Source organism: Flavipsychrobacter stenotrophus (genome assembly GCF_002954265.1).
Lineage (GTDB): Bacteria > Bacteroidota > Bacteroidia > Chitinophagales > Chitinophagaceae > Flavipsychrobacter > Flavipsychrobacter stenotrophus.
Window position 1 is genome coordinate 1,070,942 of record NZ_PPSL01000002.1, and the last position, 18,380, is coordinate 1,089,321.

Genomic DNA, 18,380 nt, shown 5'->3' on the forward strand with positions numbered 1-18,380 from the left:
AATTGGCATTATATTTGGCTGCAAAACCAATACTATGATCCGTTGTTCACTACTATCACTATTGATGCTGACAGGCGTATGTGCCACAGCCAAAGATGTAACACTCACCAACTATACCCTTCCATCATACTACCAGGGCGCAGCAACAGATGTAGATCATGTGTGTTTTGTGACCAACTTCGGCGGGGAATATGACATGACGCAAAAGACGGCCGGCAGCGTGTCTATGAATGGTAAAGGCTTTGGTTGGTTTATTGATATGGGAGCAGCCGTGCCTATAAGAATAGGTAACCGCAGTAAGGATAATACCTTCCTGTTAATTTCGCTCGGGTACCACCAATTTGATATCAAGGAGCGCTACAAAGATGTAGCCGGAGCCGATAAAGACGAGCGCTACATCATACAACACATTGGTATCCCGATATCGTTCAACAGCCTTTATAACAGCAATAACAATATAGGCTTTTACTGGCGGGCAGGGGTTAACATCAGCTACCTTTTCGATGCAAAAAAAGGAAAGCAGCCGCACATCTATAAAGAGCGATTTCAGCACTATTAACATCGCACCTTTTGCAGGTATTGGCATAGCCTTTGATTCAGATATAAGACGTGGGATGTTTGCCGGGCAGAAGGTGAAAAATTTCATTGGCCCGTTCATCAGCTATGGCATTAATAACATGTCGGGGATGAGTGGCACGTCAATGCACCCACTGGTGATAGGTATACAGTTGACAGCAGTAAAACTGGGAGCTTAGGGTAATTCGGAAAAAAGTAAAATTTGCTAACTTGTATCCTGTTATGAAGAAAGAAATACAGTATAGAGATGCCATCGCAGCAGATGCTATAAAGCTGTCTATTTTGTATAAACAGGTGTACATCCAAACCTACGGTGTAGATGGTGTATCTGATGAGTTTGCCAACTTTATAGTCAAAAAATTTGCAGTAGAAAAGCTAACGCAAACCATACTGGAACATCCTGGCCATATCATTGTAGCCACATACAATAATAACCTTGTAGGGGTAGCGGAAATAGAATATGCGAAGCAATGCCCGGTGGGCAATATTGTGGCACCGGAGCTCAATAAACTATACATACTGGAATGGTTTTGCGGCATGGGTATAGGCCATGCATTGATGCAGCTGGCCGAAAAAGCAGTAGTAGCTAAGGGCGAACAGCAAATGTGGCTATGGGTACTGGAATCTAATACACGCGCCATAGCTTTTTATGAAAAAGAAGGCTACAGATGTATAGGCGACGCATCGTTCCAGATGGAAGTAAATAAGTATGAGAATAAGGTGATGCTGAAGGAATTGTAAGGTAACACCCGCTATCTAAACTGCTTAAAATAATAGGTCATTCCAGCCTCTTCCAATACCATTTCGCCTTTCTGGCATTTTACTACTTTGAGGAAGCGCTGAGTTTTGCCGTTGCATTCTAAAGACTGATCGGCACCGAGGGCTTTGATGACCCAACCCGGGTTATCGTCCATATCGTTACCGCAGTATAGCGTACCCACATCTGTTCCGCTGGATGGGCCGGTGATATATGCAGCTTTTATCTGCACACTAAAATCGGGGAAGTTACCATCTTTGTCCGCCAGCTTTTTATAAACGGTCCAGTGGCCTATCATCTGGTCTATATTGGTAACGGGCAGTATCTTCTCTTCTTTTTCTAATGTCACCTGCCCCAGATCGGCAGACGTATCGGGCTCGTAGTAATATATACCTTTGGGATTGGTAAGGATAATACTCTTAGGTCTGCGTAAAGCAATATCATAAGACACTGTGCCAAAGTCGAGATGGCCATCATCATCAACGGTGTATTTACCCCGATAAACAAAACCATTTCTTTCGCGGTAGGTAAATGTATCTCTTATCTGAAAAGTCATGAACAAGGTATCTGTAAAAGCAAACTGTACAGAATCGAGCGTCGTCCGTTTTACTTCCACCCACTTGCCCGGCAAAAAATGCTTGGGTGGCGGCTTCTTTTTATCCTTTGCCTGCACCAGTGCGGGCAACAACAATATCAATAAAATAAGTACCTTTCTCATGAATTTTAAAATTACAAAAGTAATAGGGAATCAGGTGGTGGCTAATGTCGAAATTTCTGTGAAATTTGTACCGGCTCTTCACAATGCTACCCTCCTACCATAAATTATTAACCCAATGGCCTCGCAATACCTGAATATAACGCTAATCCAATCGGATATAGTATGGGAAGACAAAGAAGCTAACCTGGCACATTATGACAAAGTGATCGCCGGCATAAAGGAATCTAAGCATGTGGTAGTGCTGCCAGAGATGTTCAGCACAGGCTTTAGTATGGCACCCGAACGCCTGGCAGAGCCTATGGACGGACCAACAGTGCGCTGGATGGCAGACATAGCAGTGAAATACCGTTGCATACTTACCGGCAGCATTATGGTAGAAGATGATGGGAAATACCGTAATCGCATGTTATGGGTGCAACCAGATGGAAGAATTGGTTTTTATGATAAGCGACATCTGTTTGCCTACGGATCGGAGGATAAACATTATACAGCCGGAGATACACGCCAGATAGTTTCGGTAAACGGCTGGCGGATAAATCTACAGGTGTGTTATGATCTACGGTTTCCTGTATGGGCTAGAAACAAGGGCGCCGAGTATGATGTGCTGTTGTACGTAGCCAACTGGCCACAACAGCGGAGTTTGGCGTGGAAAACACTACTGCAGGCGCGAGCAATAGAGAACATGAGTTATGTAGTGGGTGTGAACAGAGTAGGCAGTGATCCCAAGGGAAATAACTACAGCGGAGATAGCAGCGTGTTTGGACCACTTGGCGAAACAATCTGGCAGCAAACCGGTGAAGCTGCAACCTATACCGTAACGCTGGATAAAGTCGTTCTGGAAAGCGCACGTACCAGCTTTCCGTTTTTGAATGATGCGGACCAGTTTATCTTACCATAGCTGGTACTACTTTCGTATCAATGTAAATATTTGCATAATTAGACATCTGATACGTCTGGCGTCACGACCTGTAATTCGTCCCCTAAACACAAAAGCCTCCTGAAAATTTCAGGAGGCTTTTAAAATAATATAAGTGCTGACTACTGCTTCTGGAATACACGCACCGACGGCGCGAAAGTAGAAGAAGGATTCAATACATACTGGTAAGCAGTATCGCCAACCAGCATATGGATCTTAGCATTAGTACCATAGGTATCACCGAAACCTGTGGTCTGCATCGGCAGAACTATTGTTGTATCATCTGTCTGAACAAACACGCCAGAAGTACCACCTGAAAGTGCACCACTTACGTTATCTGTAAGGTACAAGCCGTTTGCCAACTTAGTAACCACAACAGGTGCATTATTGGAAACACGCTTGTAGTTACCAGAAATGTCAATCAGTGGGCTTATGTCGGTAACCGCAACGTACACACCCTGTGTAGCGATCATACCATACTTGTTGGCAGATTTTACATAAACGATGTTCAGGCCGGGTACTGTGTTATCGAGTGTACTCTGGTCGATAACTACAGGGTAAGACTCTTTGTAGAAAGAATCATATGCAGTAGCAGATATTGAAGGCAATGAACCACCAACATTGATACTGTAATAGCTTTGGCCGGTAAGGGTAATGGTAGGAGTGGAGTAAGTTACAAGCGTAGAAACTGAATTATCATTCTTCTTGCAAGCACCTAACATCAAAACTGCCAAAAAAGGTATAACTAATAATTTTTTCATATCAATTCGTTTTGTTCAAAGTTTAGAATAAATCCCACCACATCTTGGTAGTTACAGTCTGTACACCCGGGAAAGCAGAATTTCTTGTGCTTTCAGATGTTGGATAAAGCAGACGAACCGGATCCTGAGCGCCGATCTGGCTATTTGAAGAACGTACAAAGAAATCAGGGTAACCTGTACGACGTAATTCATTCCAAGCTTCAAAACCCTGGTTACCACACATTGCAAACCACTTCTGAGTGATGATGTAACGCAGCTTATCTGCCTGTGTACCACCTGCAGGATAAAGTGTCCAGTAACCACCGCCTGTACCAGTACCGGCAGCATCGATGTAACGATTGTAAGAGCTATCTGCAGTGTAGCCGTTTATAGCCAACATCGCATCGTTGTATTGGTTGAAGCTGGCATTGATACCTGCGTAGAACCAGGCAGCATCAGAGCTACCCGTTACTGCCCAACCGCGCGCTTCAACTTCAGCCTGAAGGAAATAGCTTTCAGAACTTGTAAGCAAATTAACCGGAGCTTTTGAAGAGTTTGCAGCCTGTGCATTACCACCGGTGTATTCACTAGGAATAGAATAGGTGCCGCCAGCAACATTCAAATTGTAAGCGCCCTGTGGAATACCTACTACAGAACCATTAGACAGGTAAGTGTAGAAGATGTAAGCTCTGTCATCCAAATTGCTGTTAAAACTATCAACGGCAGTAGAAGAAGCTACGATATTCTGTGTGCTTGCCAACTGAGTTGAAGTCATTTCGGCGTACAAAGGATTTTTATTTGTAGAAGAGTAGCCGAAAATGATCTTGGCATCGTCGCCTATACCCAGGAACTGAACACCAGGTGTAGCATACAAAGCAGCAATTCCTGCCTGTGCAACCAATGGCGCCCTTTCGCTTAAGCGCAATAACATACGCAACTTAAGGGTATAACCAAATTTCTGCCATTTCGTAATGTCACCACCGTAGATCAAGTCGTCTGAACCTGGACCCGCAGCATCTGTCTGTGCAAACAATGCTTCAGCAGAATCGATGTAAGCCATGATACCCGAGTATACTACTGCTTGTGAATCATACTTTGGGTTAAGGAAACCACCATCTGAAGGCAGACCCTTTAACGCCTGTTTAAATGGAACATCTCCCCATCCATCAGTAAGCAACTGGAATGTATATGCCTGCAACATCAGAGAAAGCCCCTTGTAGTGCTTTTTCTTCTGTGAATCGGCCAATTTGTACATCTGGTAGAAATTCGTGTTTGCCGCATAGAGGTTCTCCCATCCGTTAACAAACTGATCCTGACCCGGAGCGTACTGCTCAATAGCGCGGTACTGGCTTGAGTTAGGGCTCTGTGTCCAGAAACCTGCCCACATAGAACCGGTGATCTGCAGGTCTACACCCAATGATGACGTTATATATAACTGACCCGCAGGTAGTAAAGTTTGAACTGTTGCAGTTTGAGCAATGTTCGGATTGGTATTCACATCCAGGAATTTCCTGCATGATGATACGCTTAATACCAAACCTGCTGCTACAGTTATAATGATCTTTTTATTAATAGACATAATGTGTATTTTAACAGTTAAGGTTTAGAAAGTTGCTTTAATGTAGATACCGTAGTTCCTCAAAGAAGGACGAGCACTGTAGTTAAAGCCCTGTCCATTGCTTGTAGCACCAGCTGAAGTTTCTTCAGGATCGTTGTACTGGTTGCTCTTAGCAGTCCATAACAACAGGTTAGTACCAAACAAACCAGCTTCAAGACCACCAAACGGAGTGCGTTTTGCGTAGTATTTAGTAGGTATTCTGTAGGTTATAGCAGCTTCCTGTAATCTTACAAAACTAGCGTTAACCAGGTTCTGCATAGGCACGTTATTTTCTACGTTAGTATAGTAATCGTATGGAGAGAACTTAGTAGTGTTCTTAAGGTAGTTGTTAGTAGTACCCACCTGATAAACTGAATTGTTCCAAACATAAGGGTTACGGCCATTAACAGTAGTTTCCTGAGACACACCTGTGAAGTCCATGATAGATTTTGTACGATTGTATACCAAACCACCCTGCTTAGTAACGAATACTACGTGCAACTTAAGGCCTTTCCAGCTAAGGTCAGTTCCCCATGAGGCAACCCATTTAGGCTGGTATGAACCCTTGTAAACCGGCTTTGTAGTTGCAACAGGTAAACCCTTATCGTTTACAACTGCATGACCATTCCAATACTGGATATCATTACCATAGAACGTTCCCAGCGGATGACCCACTGCGGCAACTATAGCCAAACCGCTATAACCACCCAGTGTTACATTCTCAAGACCCTTGTTCAGGCTTTCTACGTTATTCTTGTTACGAGTGTAAGTACCGAACAGTTCCCACTTCAAACCCCACTTGGTCTGGATAGGTGTACCACGAAGTGTAGCTTCAATACCCTTGTTGCTGATATCACCTACGTTAGTATAGTAAGACAAGAAGCCTGTTGAAGCAGCCAAAGGCGCCTGAGTGATCAGATCAAGTGTAAGACTATTGTAGTAAGTAAAGCTACCGCTTATGCGATCGTTAAGGAATGAAAGGTCAACACCTATTTCATACTCACGAGTGCGCTCAGGCTTCAGATCAGAAGTACCGAAAGTAGACTGAACCTGGTAAGCAGGCTGGCTATTGAATGGAGGAATAACAGAACCAAACGCTGAAGAGATAGCACTCTGCGTGTAACCTGCCGGATTGTTAGAGTAAGGTATACCACCAGCACCAACACCTGCAGCACCGAAGCGGAACTTACCGTAGTTCATTACATTTTTCTTGAACTTAGTACCATTCAACCTTTCAGTGAATACCCATGACAAGTTAGCACCAGGGTAGAAATAAGAGTTGTTGCTGAATACCAAAGTTGAAGACCATGTATTACGTGCAGTAACTTCAAGGAACAATTCTCTCTGGAAGTTGAACTTAACATCAGCATAAAGGCTATGCTCTCTTCTTCTGTTAATGAAATTGCTTGTAGTTACCGGGCCATTGTTGTTAGTAAAGTTGTAGAAGTTAGGGATAACCAATCCGTTTGTACCCGGATCGATAACACCTGAAAGACCTTCAGACTGTACCATTGAAATATTATCGCCTGCCAATGCATTCACACCGAAATCCTTATCGAAATCGTGAGTGAAGTTAACCATCAGGTCATTGTTCAATGTAAAGTAAGTGTTGTTAGACTGAGAGTAACCACCGCTTGACAAGTAGCTGTTAGAGATCGGATCGTACAGACCAGACTCATCAGCAGGCTTAGCGTTCAGGTTTGGAACTTTGTAGAAAGATCTGTCGTTAGAACCATCTATACCTAAGCGATTAGATACATTGAATTCTCCCTTTTTGAAACCTACCACGAAATCACCAATGATCCTGTCAGTTTTGTTACGGTTATCGTAGTTCTGCGCAACCCAATATGGATTTTTTGCATAAGCACCATAATAACCATAACGCTCGATACCTGCAGTATCAATATATTGCTGAGAATAGTACTTGTTGCTCAGGTCTTTCAATTCTGAAATCGGAATGTCGCGTGCGCTCTGGTACAAATTGTCCAAAACTGAACCTGCAGCCTGTCCACCACTTTCTGCTCTTGAATAAGAGTTGAGGTAGTTAACGTTGATAGTAGAATAGAAATTGTTGCTCAACTGAGTGCTTGCATTGAAACGAACACTGTATTTGTTGTAGAAAGTGTTTGGAGTAACACCATTACTGTTCAAAGCATTCAGAGAAAGGTAATAAGTAGTCTTATCGCTCCCGCCTGACAAAGAAACAAAGTTGTTCAACGCCTGACCACGGTTAAAGAAATCCTTAATGTTATTTGGCTGATCAGAATAAGGCTTAACCAACTGCTTGCCATCTATGATCTGACCCCAAGGACGAAGCTTGTTGTCGAACTGAGCACCCCAGCTAAAATTCTCACGACGGTCGTCATAGATACCACCATATAGGTTACCCTGACCAAACTGATGTTGCTGTTCCGCATACTTCAGGATATCAGACTGCGTGTAAGTAGCCTTGTAAGTGATGTCAACTTTTGAGTTGCCGCTTTCACCTGCATGTCTCTTACCTTTTTTGGTAGTGATCATCAATGCACCGTTAGAACCCGCGCTACCATAAAGAGCGGCAGCAGCAGCACCCGGCAAAACAGAAATTGATTCTATTTCGTCCGGATCAAGATCGTTGGCACTATTACCAAAATCCGTCTGTGTCAATACATTGCTTGTAGTACGGTCGTAGTTATTAGTGATCACACCATCTATTACGATCAATGCGTTGTTATTCTTAAGGATAGATTTTTCACCACGAAGGATAACACGGGTAGAACCACCAGGACCACCGGTAGAGCTGGTGATATTAGCACCGGCTACTTTACCCTGAAGGCTGGACAATGCGCTGGTATTATTACCCGCAGTCAAATCGTCGGCACCTACGGTAGTAGAGTTGTAACCTACTTCTCTTTTTTCCCTCTTAATACCCAATGCTGTTACAACCGCACCTTCCAGTGTAGTTGATGTGCGCGTAAGGCGGATGATGAATTCAGACTGACCGGTATCGGACACAGTTATTGCAACATAACCCAACGCCTGAACGATAAGCTTATTCTTCTTACCATCCGGAATATCCAGGTTAAAATTACCATCAACATCAGTAACGGTTCCCACTGCGGTACCCTTTACCAATATACCGGCGCCCGGATAACCCTGGCCGGTCTCGTCCAATACTTTACCTGTTACGTTATGCGTTTGAGCGAAAGCGCTCATGCAAACCGAGATCAGTAGTACAAATAGTAACAAAGGTCTTTTCATACTGTTTGTTTTTCTTTAAAAAATGGCCCTTTATGTGTGTGTTAATCAACGTCTAACCACCCCATTTTGCCATTTAGGGCAAAGTAAGGTTACGATTAGGGGGTGAATTTATTACAAGATTACGAATTAACAAAGCATTCTTTGTAATTTTCTTAACAATACCGTGTATTTATTTTATCATATTTGACACCGTATTGTTTTTCAACGCAAAAACTTTTCAACATTTTACCAACAATTCTTTAGTTAGTGGCTATAGCAGCAAGCTTTTTTGCTTGCAACTATGGCATTTTTTTCAGGGCATCCGCCATAGGGGCCGCTTGCTTTTGCATGCAAAAATATTCTTGCACGTAATTGCTGATGCGATCTTTGTAACCTGCACGACCTATTGCTTTCATAGCCTCGCGAAGTGCCGCGGAAATGTCAGGAACAGACGCGGTAGCCGCCAGCGAACCAACACCTGCGGCTTCGAACATATTCATATAGAAATTTTTTACTCCCAGCACATACAAACCCTTGCTCAAATACTCTCCCGTCTTATTTGGCGCCAGCATTTGCGAGGCTATCATACCGGGTATTTCCTTCATCAGGCAGGCACCAATATCCGCTACACCCTGCAGGGCCAGCATTTCCTCCCTTGTAACATATGGAAGAAGGAATATGCTTTCTTTGTTTTTACTGCCGGCCACGTAGTCTTTTATGCTTTTGCAGTAAGCATTATCCTTAAAGCCTGTAACTATCAATATGCTTGTCGTGTCATTTAGCTGGTCGTAGGCTTCTACCAGTTCTTTCACGCAAAGCCGGTCGTTTACCGCACCGGTATACAACACCATTTTTTTGTCGAAAACCCAGTCGGGAAGAATCGCTTTTAGTACTTCCCGATCATCCGCTTTCTTTACATGGTTGGTTATGTAAGCTGTGTTCAATATTGTTTCGGGCATAAAATTGAGACCGCATCTGCCAGCCAGCCATGCCGACCGCTGAAAAGAAGGTGTAGCTACAAAACTTGCCTCCGTAAGTGAATGCAGCGTTTTATAGGCAGAAATAGCAGTAAGCGGAGACCGCTTTAGATCTGCAATAGTAAAATTGGCGGTCTCCATAGCGTAATACATAAGCGGAATACCGCCTTTGATCTGCACCCCGGTATTAAAAGAAAACGGGCAGAATGCTATGATGGCCTTAAATCCGCCTTCAGCCAGCTTTTGCTGTGCATGTTTCTTGAATTTGCTACGTAAAGCCATTCGCTGCTTCAGTGGTACATTGTGATGTTTCCCCAGGGTCTCCACTGAAATATTTTCACCCAATTCTACCGGTGCTGGCACAAAAGAATCGAACGTAACGATAGTAATATCATAATTCAGATCTCTTAAAGACTGTGCTGTAGCATACACCGGGGGCAAAAAATCGGGGTGTACCAGAGTCAGTAAGAGCAATCGCTCTTTGTTGTGCTGCATTATATGGTTGTATTGGCCTTCGCCGACAAAAATAACCTCATTTTTAGATTTATTCGTACAGATTAATATTATCACTGTTATCCCTGCTGTGTATTGTGAGCATAACGCAGAATACACTGCTGCTACAAGTCGGATTATTTCAAGTGCTGCCGCCGCAGAGACTCAATTTCCCGGTAAAAACATGGGGTGATTTTCACGTCTGCCGGGTACATAGGATTAGTGTTGAAAGTTTGTGTAATTTTGAGCCAGCAAATAAATAGCCGCAACCACTCAAGATGCAAGTGAAAATAAACAAAGCAAGAGTAATAGATACGCGGTCTGCGTTTCATGATCAGCTTGTTGATCTTTCTATAGAAAACGGTATCATCACCGAAATAAAAGCCATTAAAAAACCTGCAGCAAGATCTTTCCCTTCCATTACCGTAGATGGTGTTGAAAGCTGGAAGGGTACAGCAGGTGCAGAAATAATGATCTCTAACGGCTGGGTAGATGTATTTGCAGACTACCGCGAGCCGGGCCTGGAACATAAGGAAACTATTGAAAGTGGTTTGAATGCAGCAGCAGCCGGTGGTTTTGCGCATGTGCTGGTAGCGCCTAACACGCAACCTGCCATCAGTTCGAAATCTGTTATTCAGTTTATACTACAAAAAGCTTCGGGCCACGCTGTGACTTTGCACCCAATGGGTGCAGCTACACAAAACGCTGAAGGTAAGGAGCTTGCTGAAATGATGGATATGAGTGCCAATGGCGCCGTAGCATTTACAGATGGCTGGAAGCCTATACAAAATGCCAACCTGATGCTGAAAGCACTGGAATATGTGAAGGCGCTAGAGGGAACTATTGTGCAGATGCCTATAGATGCTGCTCTGGCGAGTGGCGGGTTGATGCACGAGGGCATTAATTCTACCGCTTTGGGTATGCCGGGTATTCCGCTGCTGGCCGAAACACTGGCCATATACAGAGATATAGAACTGGTAAGATATACAGGATCTAAACTGCACATTACTGGCGTATCGTCGGCAGAAAGTGTAGCCATGATCCGCAAGGCAAAGGCCGATGGTATAGCGGTGACCTGCTCGGTAACGCCATATCACCTGGCGCTTACAGATGATATGCTGACTTCTTATGACAGCGCTTATAAAGTATCGCCGCCATTACGTACTGAAGCCGACAGGCTGGCGCTTGTAGCAGCAATGGCTGATGGCACAATAGATTGCATTGCTTCTCATCACCGTCCGCACGAATGGGATGCCAAAACAAAAGAATTTGAATATGCCGCAGATGGTATGGCGGTGCAGGAAAGCAGTTTCAACATTATCTGGGATACGCTGAAAGAATACATAAGCACAGAACGCCTTGTAGACGCACTGGCGGTGCAACCCCGCAATATATTTGGCATAGAGCATAACCCAATAGAAAAGGGTGGCAATGCATCACTTACTTTGTTCAGCACCACAGATAGTTATACAACTACCACAGCAAACAAGAAATCTGTGGCTATGAATAGTCCGTTTTTGGACAAGCAATTATCCGGCAGAATATTAGGTATCTTTAACAATAATAAACTCCACTTAAACAAATAGAACATGGAACAAAAGAATACACACGTTAAATGGGGCCTGATATCAGGCGTATTGATGGTCGGTATAACCATTGCGTTACAACTTGGCGGCCTTGACCAAAAGAGCTTTCTTGGGTGGCTGGCCTATTTGCCTTTTGTAGTGGGCATTATACTTAATGCCATGGCATTTTCAAAAGCTAATGATGGGTTTGTTACATTCAAGAATGTGTTTGGCAGCGGATTTAAGGCTTCTATGATCGTTACCCTACTGATGATCGTATGGTCGGTTATTTATATTTACGCCTTCCCCGAAATGAAGGAAAAGGCTATAGAAATGGCTCGCGCGGAAATGGCTAAAAAACCGAACATGACCGATGAGGCTATGGATATGGGCATCAATATATTCCGCAAGGGGTATACTACTATCATCATATCAGGTGCGTTGTTCGGCACTTTGGTCATGGGTGTTATCTTCTCGCTCATAGGTGCAGGTGTTGCGCCAAAGAAGGGCGAACGTCCGATTACCGACAATTTCTAGACAACATTGTAACCAGATATTTGAAAGTGAAATGGCGAAAGCTGTTTCACTTTTTTGTTTTTGTGCCCGTGTTGCGAGGCCCATGTTGGGTGGAGACGCAATTATGCGTCTCTACAAGAGTGAAGGGTGTTCGACCATTGTGAAGGAAATGCCAAAGGTTTTTCAATCAAAACCATAATGGTCGTCTGTTCGTTTATATAAAGGCAAACGATCTCTTTATGAAAAATGCAGGCGTATTATTAAGCTTTCTTATACTGGTCTTCGGAGTAGGTCCAAGCTATTCACAGCAAACCAAAAATCCATATTACTCGCATGCCGACAATGGTAAACTGAGGGTGGCAGATGCGGAGTGGAAAAAGATACTACCAGGCAATGTATATCATATATTGAGAGAGGCAGGCACAGAGGCACCCAATACAGGTCCTTTTGTGCATAATCCTAAAAAGGGAACCTATCATTGTGCGGCATGCGGGCATGCGTTATTCAGCTCGGCTACCAAATTTGATAGCGGTACCGGCTGGCCAAGTTTTTATCAGGTATTGAATAAAAATAGTGTGATCGAGAATAGAGACGAGAGCCTCGGTGTTGTGAGAACTGAAGTGGTGTGTGAAAGGTGCGGCGGGCATTTGGGCCATGTATTTGATGATGGCCCTAAGCCTACCGGCCTAAGGTATTGTATGAATGGCTTTGCGTTATCTTTCGAGGCAGCCAAGTAAATTTAGTTTTTCATAGGTGTAGCCGGCGGTTTCTACCGCTGGCTTTATTTGTGTATGTTATTTTTTGTCTGAATCAGAATGGCCAGAATTTTAGAATAAGGAGAATGGGCTTTTACGTAAACGGTTTAATATATAGACTTAGTATTTTATTTCATTAAATCTCATACAAGATCAAACAGACTTTATCTTTAATTAGTTTGTTTTCCTCTTTCCTGCTATTACTACAGTCTTCTACTATTTGTTTTATTTCTCTTCTTTTTAATTTTCGCTTGCTCTTGATATGAATGATACTCAAGCTGTGTGACTGGCCAAGAGTCATTTTAAAAATCGTTTTGGTGTTTGGTTTTAAGCGTACCCTGTTTGGTCTCACTGGAGTAAAAGACGAGTGAAATGATATTTTATAACGTCCTGCCGGAAATATAGCGGAGTCAATGCCGTCGAAATTTAAGAGCACTTTGCGCATTGACTTCTTTTTCTTTATTATGCTTGACACCGATAAAGAATCGCCTTTAACATCTAAAGTAATCGTTACAAGTTTTGATTGCGCGTCTAAATACTCTTTGACAATCTCCTTTGTGTAAGATGACGGCACTGGTGTCAGCCGTCTCCTATATTCATATTTGTTCCAATCCTGACCCAATGCTCTACACGGTAAAGAAATCAGAAGAATCAGAAGAACGTAACGGATCATCATTGCTTTGAGTTGTCTCAATAAATATACGAAAGGTTTGGTTGGTATATGACCGTGTTGGTTGTTCTGAATTGCACATCTAAAGCAGAACAGCCCCGATGGCTGTTGGTCAGGAGACACAACAGCGGCAGAGGTGGTGTTTGCTTATCGCATCTCAAGAGAACCGGCCCGAAGAGCCGATCGGGAGACCTGCAACCGCCAAGGGCGTAGTCAGAGACTAACGCCCAGCAGTCTTTTTTGCATATAATAGCAAATAAAAACACCCGCAGTTTTTGGCTGCGGGTGGGGAAATATTGGGTTGTTGTTAGTTATGCTTTGTTGGTTCTTTTTGTTGGGGTTGGTTTGGTGGCTTTTGCAGGTGGCAGGCTTACCGGCCTGTTTTGCTGCTCTTCGCCTTCTCTGTGCAATATCTGGCCACCATTCTGTGGTGGTGTTGTTGGTTTTGCAGCAGGCTTTGGCGGTTCCGGCTTGGTTACTACGGTTGCAGGCTTTGCGGCCGCAGGCTTGGTTGTTGTTACAGTTGTTGTTTTTGTTACCGTCTTAGTTACAGTAGGTTTGGTTGTAGTCTTGGTGGTTGTGTTGGCTACTGTTACTGTAGTGGTTGCTGTTGCAGGTTTCTTTGCCTTCATCGGCTTCCTTTTTACAGGCAGTTTTTCCAATACTATAATCCCCCTATTGAAGTCGGCACCTGCGTTCATTATCTTCCTGAACTCACCATAGTCTCTTACAGAGTAGTGGGTTTTAGGATAAGACTCATCTATGCTTATTACCATTTTATTGCCTTTCAGGGTCCAGTTAGAGCGGAAGTAGGCAATGGTGTTGCCATTGTCTCTATCGGTCTGCTCTACGTTAAGGGTCATGTTTTCTACGTCTACTACCTTGTATCCTTCAGGAATGTTTACATTGATGGTGTAGGAATTGGAAAACGCATATTCAAGGTCAACAGGTAGTACTCTGTCTTTTTCGTCATACAGGTGTGGCTGGCTGCCTATGGCATTACCGGCATTAATGATATACCTGTTACCGGCCTTTTCTATCATATCCGGCACTCTTACTATTGCGTTTATGATCAGCGGCTTGTTCTCATAAACAGTACTGAAAGATTCATTGGATGTTGAATACCTGATAAGGTCTTCCTGGCGTTCTGCTATTTTAACCTCATCTTTTATCAGCTCCTTTATTTTTTCCTTCGGTGTTTTAGCCAGCTCCAGGCGCAGATCAGCGGCATTGTAACCGGTATAAACGCAAGTGACATCGGCACTGGTATTCATATCAGGGTTAATGCTGATCTCCGTAGTCATTTTAAAAGTAGTAGCATGCGTTTCGCGCGGTGCTATAGTTCTTTGTATCGCATCTGCAGCGGCCACATCACCACCAACTACATATCCCTGTTCGGGGTTGGTCTTTGTGAATATACCTTTATTGTTGATCATGGTATAAGGCAATTCAGGATACCTGTAGTATTGCTCGGTTGGTGCCAGGTAAGCATCAAAATCGGGGAAGTAAAAAATATAATCATCAAGCGGCGCCCAGTTAATGAACTGCTTATCCATCAGGTGTTCTCTACGATCAGATACCTTACCCAGTTCATGATTGATACCGGATACCCTGAAGCACATTGCGAATAACCTTACAATACCCGCATCTGTGGCTGATTTCTTAGCAAGAACGGTATCGAGGTTATCGCCTTCTCTTGGAGACAGCTCCCAATATTGCATGATATTGGTCTTGATGCCGTCTTCGATCATCTTTATCTTCTTCTCATCACTTTCAGTTCCTCTGATCCCTACTGTATTAGTAAGGAACCTGTTTACCGCCAGTCTTTCAGATTCTTTAAGACCCACCTGGTCCATGCGGATGTTCTTCCTGTTAGGGAGCATCCTGTCTACCATGTTCTTGTCATAAAAGCGGGTGTAGAGGTTCTGCGCCAGCTTATCGTAAGTATACTGTTCTCCACGCTGGTAACCACCACGGCTTACATAATGGTCTATACCATATTCCAGACGCATGGTGTACAGATCATAAAAACTGTACGGCTGCCTTTCCAATGCCGGTATATCTGCCTGGTAGATCTTTATCTGTTTGTGATTGCCTACCATTTCTTCATGACCCGATGGGAAACCGTGGTATCCCTTGGTGTTGAAGGTCATTTCTTTAGGATAGTTCAGTTCGAAGAACGTATTCAACACAGGAATTGTGTACTGGAAGTAGATGCTCCCGAAATTAGACGACAGCGCCTTATACTTTACCACCAGCTCTATCTCCGCATTTTTCTCCATACCATCGAAGGCAAAGAATATGCCACCCGAACCTGCATAAAGCATGTTGTACCGCACATCGCGGGTAGTACCATCGGGCAAGATCACACGTGCTTTGATAGAATCTATGCGAGACTGATTGCGCTCGTAAGGAACGGTAATGGTATTGAACTGTTCAATACCCTTTCTGTCCAGCACTTTTACTATACGGTGAATGGTACTGTACATGGTAGTACCCTTACCTTCAAATATATAGTCTCTCTTTTCGCTTTCCAGTATTACTACCGCGTGTTCTTTAAAGTACTCTACCGGTATAGGGTGCATCTTAGGTTTTGGGTCCCAGTCTGCAAACTTAGGTGGCTGCTCCTGCGCTGTAGCTGCAAAAGAAGCTACCATCAGGGAAAATATAAATATGGACAGTTTTTTCATTTTCGATCTTATTTTTTGGCAGTAAGCACTACAGACTCCTTGTATTGATTTTCGAGGGCTACAATAGCTTTGTTGTTCTCCACAAACATTTTTGGTGAGACCATCATTGTATTGAGCTTGTATTCCTTGGTAAGTATTACGTTCTTTCCGTCGTTCTTATAAGTGATGCTATAACTCCATTTATCGTCCAGCTTGCCCGATGCATTTTTAGGCAGGTAGCTAACTTTGTAGTTTTTAGGGATCTCCAATATCACCACTTCCTTCTGGATCTCTTTATAGTCGTGGTACCAGGCGGCCTTACGATCGGCGGTATCAATGTAATCATCTTCGAAAGTGCGCAGGATGTTCATGTTTACAATCACATCTTTCTTCAGGTGGTGTATGTAGTTGCCAACTGTAAAATTGCCCGACATGGTAATGTCCTTATTGCCGGCTTCTTTTGTCTTCAGCTTATAATCCTCCAGCAGAAATTTATCTGAACCTCTTGCTGCTATTGATCTTACGATCTTTTCTCTTTCTTCTTTGTCTTTGGTATAAGATAATAATGAGTACCCAAGATTCCATGCAGCATAGCCTTCCATTTTCATTTTGAACTGGCCTGCAAGGTCGTTTTCATTGATCGCGGAAATGCGGATGAAAGAACTATCGGTAGTTACATTTTTATCGGCATCTACGGTCGGAATGGTGATGATCTTAAACTGATCTCTGTCTATAGCTATCATTGCTTCCTTACCCTGTATGTCATTACGATTGGCACCGAATGGCAGGTTGGCATGCGTGCCGTCCATGAACATCCACTCTCCATCCAGGTTCAGCGCGCAGATCATGTGGTTGCTTACATTCGGTATTGGTGTTTCTTCAAAAGTATATGGCTTTGCTCTTGTACCGATCCATGTAAAGTAGGTCTTCAAGCCCGCCATACGACCCATCTGTACCAACAGGCTACTCATGTCTTTACAGTCGCCATACATTTTCTTACAAACAGTATCTGCTTCACGCGGGATCCAGCCACCAAGGCCTATTTCGAAAGCTATGTAGTGCATGTTTTTTTGTACCCACTCATAAAGGTGCTGCGCTTTCTGGCGATCAGTAATATCACCCATGGTGATCTTGTTCACCAGATTCTTCAGAGTTGTGTCCTGCTTTACGTTCATGTAACCAACGTATTTGAACTGGCTGCGGTAAAGATCTGCCGGAGTCTCAAGAATAGTAGAATCTTTGGTGAGACCCGGAAGGCGGAAAGACGAGATATACGGTACTACATGTGGTATGTAGTATAATACAGATGGTACATTCTCGAAAGATTTGTAACCCGGAATGTTATCGGCAGTGAACCTGTAGATGGTATTGCCGTTCTTCTCTTCTGTTGTCTGCTTAATGATACCGGTGTTCTCACCTTTCAATACAAATTTCATATTGACATAGTTAGGAACGACAACCTCAAACTCTGCATGGAGGATGGGATAGTTGTCTGCCATCAAAAACAATGGCAAGGCGGTGATATCCGGATGGTCCTGAGTTGCGGTAAGGCGGATAACCGACCCTTTGGTCAACCCTGTAAATGAAGTGATGTAGTAGGATGCATCAGTGATCTCACCGCCGCCGGCACCCTGCCCGAAGGTAAAGTGCTTGGTCTGCTGACGGTAGTTACCACCCTTTTGAGGCACATAAGCAACGGCGTCAAGACCTGTCAGTTGATCGAAATAGTTTTCCGCTACGTGATCGTAATGGTCGTTGGTCGCAGAGAGGTCGCCGGTAAGCAAACGCTCATTCTTTATTTTGCTGGTAGCTGTAAGTTCGCCGCCTTCATATTTTATCTCCAGCCTTTCGCTGTAGTTGGTAAATACCGCGTTCTCATTTTTGTACTTAGCCATTACCCGGGTCATTTTGGCCGTGTCGGGCATCTGTGCTTTAGCGGCAACAGAAACGAACAGTAATGCCACGGGTAGCAGAGCGAAACGCCTGGCGATCGATGGAATATTTTTTACACTTATGCGTGTCATAAACAATCTATTAAAGGGAATAACCGTATAGCCAAAGATCGAAAAAAATGATGGTCCTATAGCTTACAGCGGAGAAAAATACGACAAATATTTATAGATGCATAATTTTTGCTCTGTTTTGGGTTTTGGGGGTTCACGCAGAGAGCGCAAAGGTGTGCTGAATTTATGTGACAGGGAAGTCAGACTGCC

At 43.6% G+C, this 18,380-nt stretch carries 15 protein-coding genes; 7 read left to right on the top strand and 8 right to left on the bottom strand.

Annotation, left to right across the window (positions count from 1 at the left end; translation table 11 throughout):
- Nucleotides 1-34 precede the first annotated feature (34 nt).
- Genes CJD36_RS09870 through CJD36_RS09880 form a run of 3 tightly spaced genes read left to right on the top strand, consistent with a single transcriptional unit; the run spans nucleotide 35 to nucleotide 1,317 of the window.
- The gene (locus tag CJD36_RS09870) at nucleotides 35-559 is read left to right on the top strand and encodes a hypothetical protein (protein WP_133162583.1); all 525 of its coding nucleotides are present in this window, start codon (nucleotides 35-37) and stop codon (nucleotides 557-559) included.
- Nucleotides 504-755, top strand: coding sequence for a hypothetical protein (locus CJD36_RS09875; RefSeq protein ID WP_105038965.1), 252 nt, complete (start codon nucleotides 504-506; stop codon nucleotides 753-755). Before CJD36_RS09870 ends, CJD36_RS09875 begins: the two co-directional genes overlap by 56 nt.
- A gap of 43 nt (nucleotides 756-798) precedes the next feature.
- Nucleotides 799-1,317 carry a GNAT family N-acetyltransferase gene (locus tag CJD36_RS09880; RefSeq protein ID WP_105038966.1) on the top strand — a complete coding sequence of 173 codons (519 nt, stop codon included), beginning with the start codon at nucleotides 799-801 and terminating at the stop codon, nucleotides 1,315-1,317.
- 11 nt (nucleotides 1,318-1,328) lie between these two features.
- On the opposite strand, the gene CJD36_RS09885 is transcribed toward CJD36_RS09880, so the two are convergent.
- Entirely contained in the window at nucleotides 1,329-2,051 is a 723-nt protein-coding gene (locus CJD36_RS09885; protein ID WP_105038967.1) for a hypothetical protein, read from the bottom strand.
- Between the two features lie 115 nt (nucleotides 2,052-2,166).
- On the opposite strand from CJD36_RS09885, the gene CJD36_RS09890 reads away from it, so the two are divergent.
- Nucleotides 2,167-2,949 carry an amidohydrolase gene (locus CJD36_RS09890; protein ID WP_105038968.1) on the top strand — a complete coding sequence of 261 codons (783 nt, stop codon included), beginning with the start codon at nucleotides 2,167-2,169 and terminating at the stop codon, nucleotides 2,947-2,949.
- 140 nt (nucleotides 2,950-3,089) lie between these two features.
- On the opposite strand, the gene CJD36_RS09895 is transcribed toward CJD36_RS09890, so the two are convergent.
- The 4 genes from CJD36_RS09895 to CJD36_RS09910 form a co-directional block, all read right to left on the bottom strand.
- Nucleotides 3,090-3,728 carry a hypothetical protein gene (locus CJD36_RS09895; RefSeq protein WP_105038969.1) on the bottom strand — a complete coding sequence of 213 codons (639 nt, stop codon included), beginning with the start codon at nucleotides 3,726-3,728 and terminating at the stop codon, nucleotides 3,090-3,092.
- Between the two features lie 22 nt (nucleotides 3,729-3,750).
- Nucleotides 3,751-5,286, bottom strand: a complete 1,536-nt coding sequence (locus CJD36_RS09900) for a SusD/RagB family nutrient-binding outer membrane lipoprotein (RefSeq protein WP_105038970.1) — start codon at nucleotides 5,284-5,286, stop codon at nucleotides 3,751-3,753.
- A gap of 24 nt (nucleotides 5,287-5,310) precedes the next feature.
- The gene (locus CJD36_RS09905; protein WP_105038971.1) at nucleotides 5,311-8,544 is read right to left on the bottom strand and encodes a SusC/RagA family TonB-linked outer membrane protein; all 3,234 of its coding nucleotides are present in this window, start codon (nucleotides 8,542-8,544) and stop codon (nucleotides 5,311-5,313) included.
- A 278-nt stretch (nucleotides 8,545-8,822) separates the two neighbouring features.
- The gene (locus CJD36_RS09910; RefSeq protein ID WP_105038972.1) at nucleotides 8,823-9,995 is read right to left on the bottom strand and encodes a glycosyltransferase family protein; all 1,173 of its coding nucleotides are present in this window, start codon (nucleotides 9,993-9,995) and stop codon (nucleotides 8,823-8,825) included.
- 275 nt (nucleotides 9,996-10,270) lie between these two features.
- On the opposite strand from CJD36_RS09910, the gene CJD36_RS09915 reads away from it, so the two are divergent.
- The 3 genes from CJD36_RS09915 to msrB all read left to right on the top strand — a co-directional run bounded on the left by CJD36_RS09915 (nucleotide 10,271) and on the right by msrB (nucleotide 12,810).
- Nucleotides 10,271-11,578 carry a dihydroorotase gene (locus CJD36_RS09915; RefSeq protein WP_105038973.1) on the top strand — a complete coding sequence of 436 codons (1,308 nt, stop codon included), beginning with the start codon at nucleotides 10,271-10,273 and terminating at the stop codon, nucleotides 11,576-11,578.
- Between the two features lie 3 nt (nucleotides 11,579-11,581).
- Nucleotides 11,582-12,094, top strand: coding sequence for a DUF4199 domain-containing protein (locus CJD36_RS09920; RefSeq protein ID WP_105038974.1), 513 nt, complete (start codon nucleotides 11,582-11,584; stop codon nucleotides 12,092-12,094).
- 218 nt (nucleotides 12,095-12,312) lie between these two features.
- Nucleotides 12,313-12,810 carry a peptide-methionine (R)-S-oxide reductase MsrB gene (gene msrB, locus CJD36_RS09925; protein WP_105038975.1) on the top strand — a complete coding sequence of 166 codons (498 nt, stop codon included), beginning with the start codon at nucleotides 12,313-12,315 and terminating at the stop codon, nucleotides 12,808-12,810.
- A 154-nt stretch (nucleotides 12,811-12,964) separates the two neighbouring features.
- Here the strand turns inward: msrB and CJD36_RS09930 are convergent, their stop codons facing one another.
- The 3 genes from CJD36_RS09930 to CJD36_RS09940 all read right to left on the bottom strand — a co-directional run bounded on the left by CJD36_RS09930 (nucleotide 12,965) and on the right by CJD36_RS09940 (nucleotide 18,191).
- Complete coding sequence (locus CJD36_RS09930) at nucleotides 12,965-13,504, bottom strand: hypothetical protein (RefSeq protein WP_105038976.1); 540 nt, start codon at nucleotides 13,502-13,504, stop codon at nucleotides 12,965-12,967.
- Between the two features lie 305 nt (nucleotides 13,505-13,809).
- A complete protein-coding gene (locus CJD36_RS09935) occupies nucleotides 13,810-16,188 on the bottom strand; it encodes a DUF3857 domain-containing protein (protein ID WP_105038977.1) in 2,379 nt (792 codons plus the stop codon).
- A gap of 8 nt (nucleotides 16,189-16,196) precedes the next feature.
- Entirely contained in the window at nucleotides 16,197-18,191 is a 1,995-nt protein-coding gene (locus CJD36_RS09940) for a transglutaminase-like domain-containing protein (RefSeq protein WP_105038978.1), read from the bottom strand.
- Nucleotides 18,192-18,380: the final 189 nt, after the last annotated feature.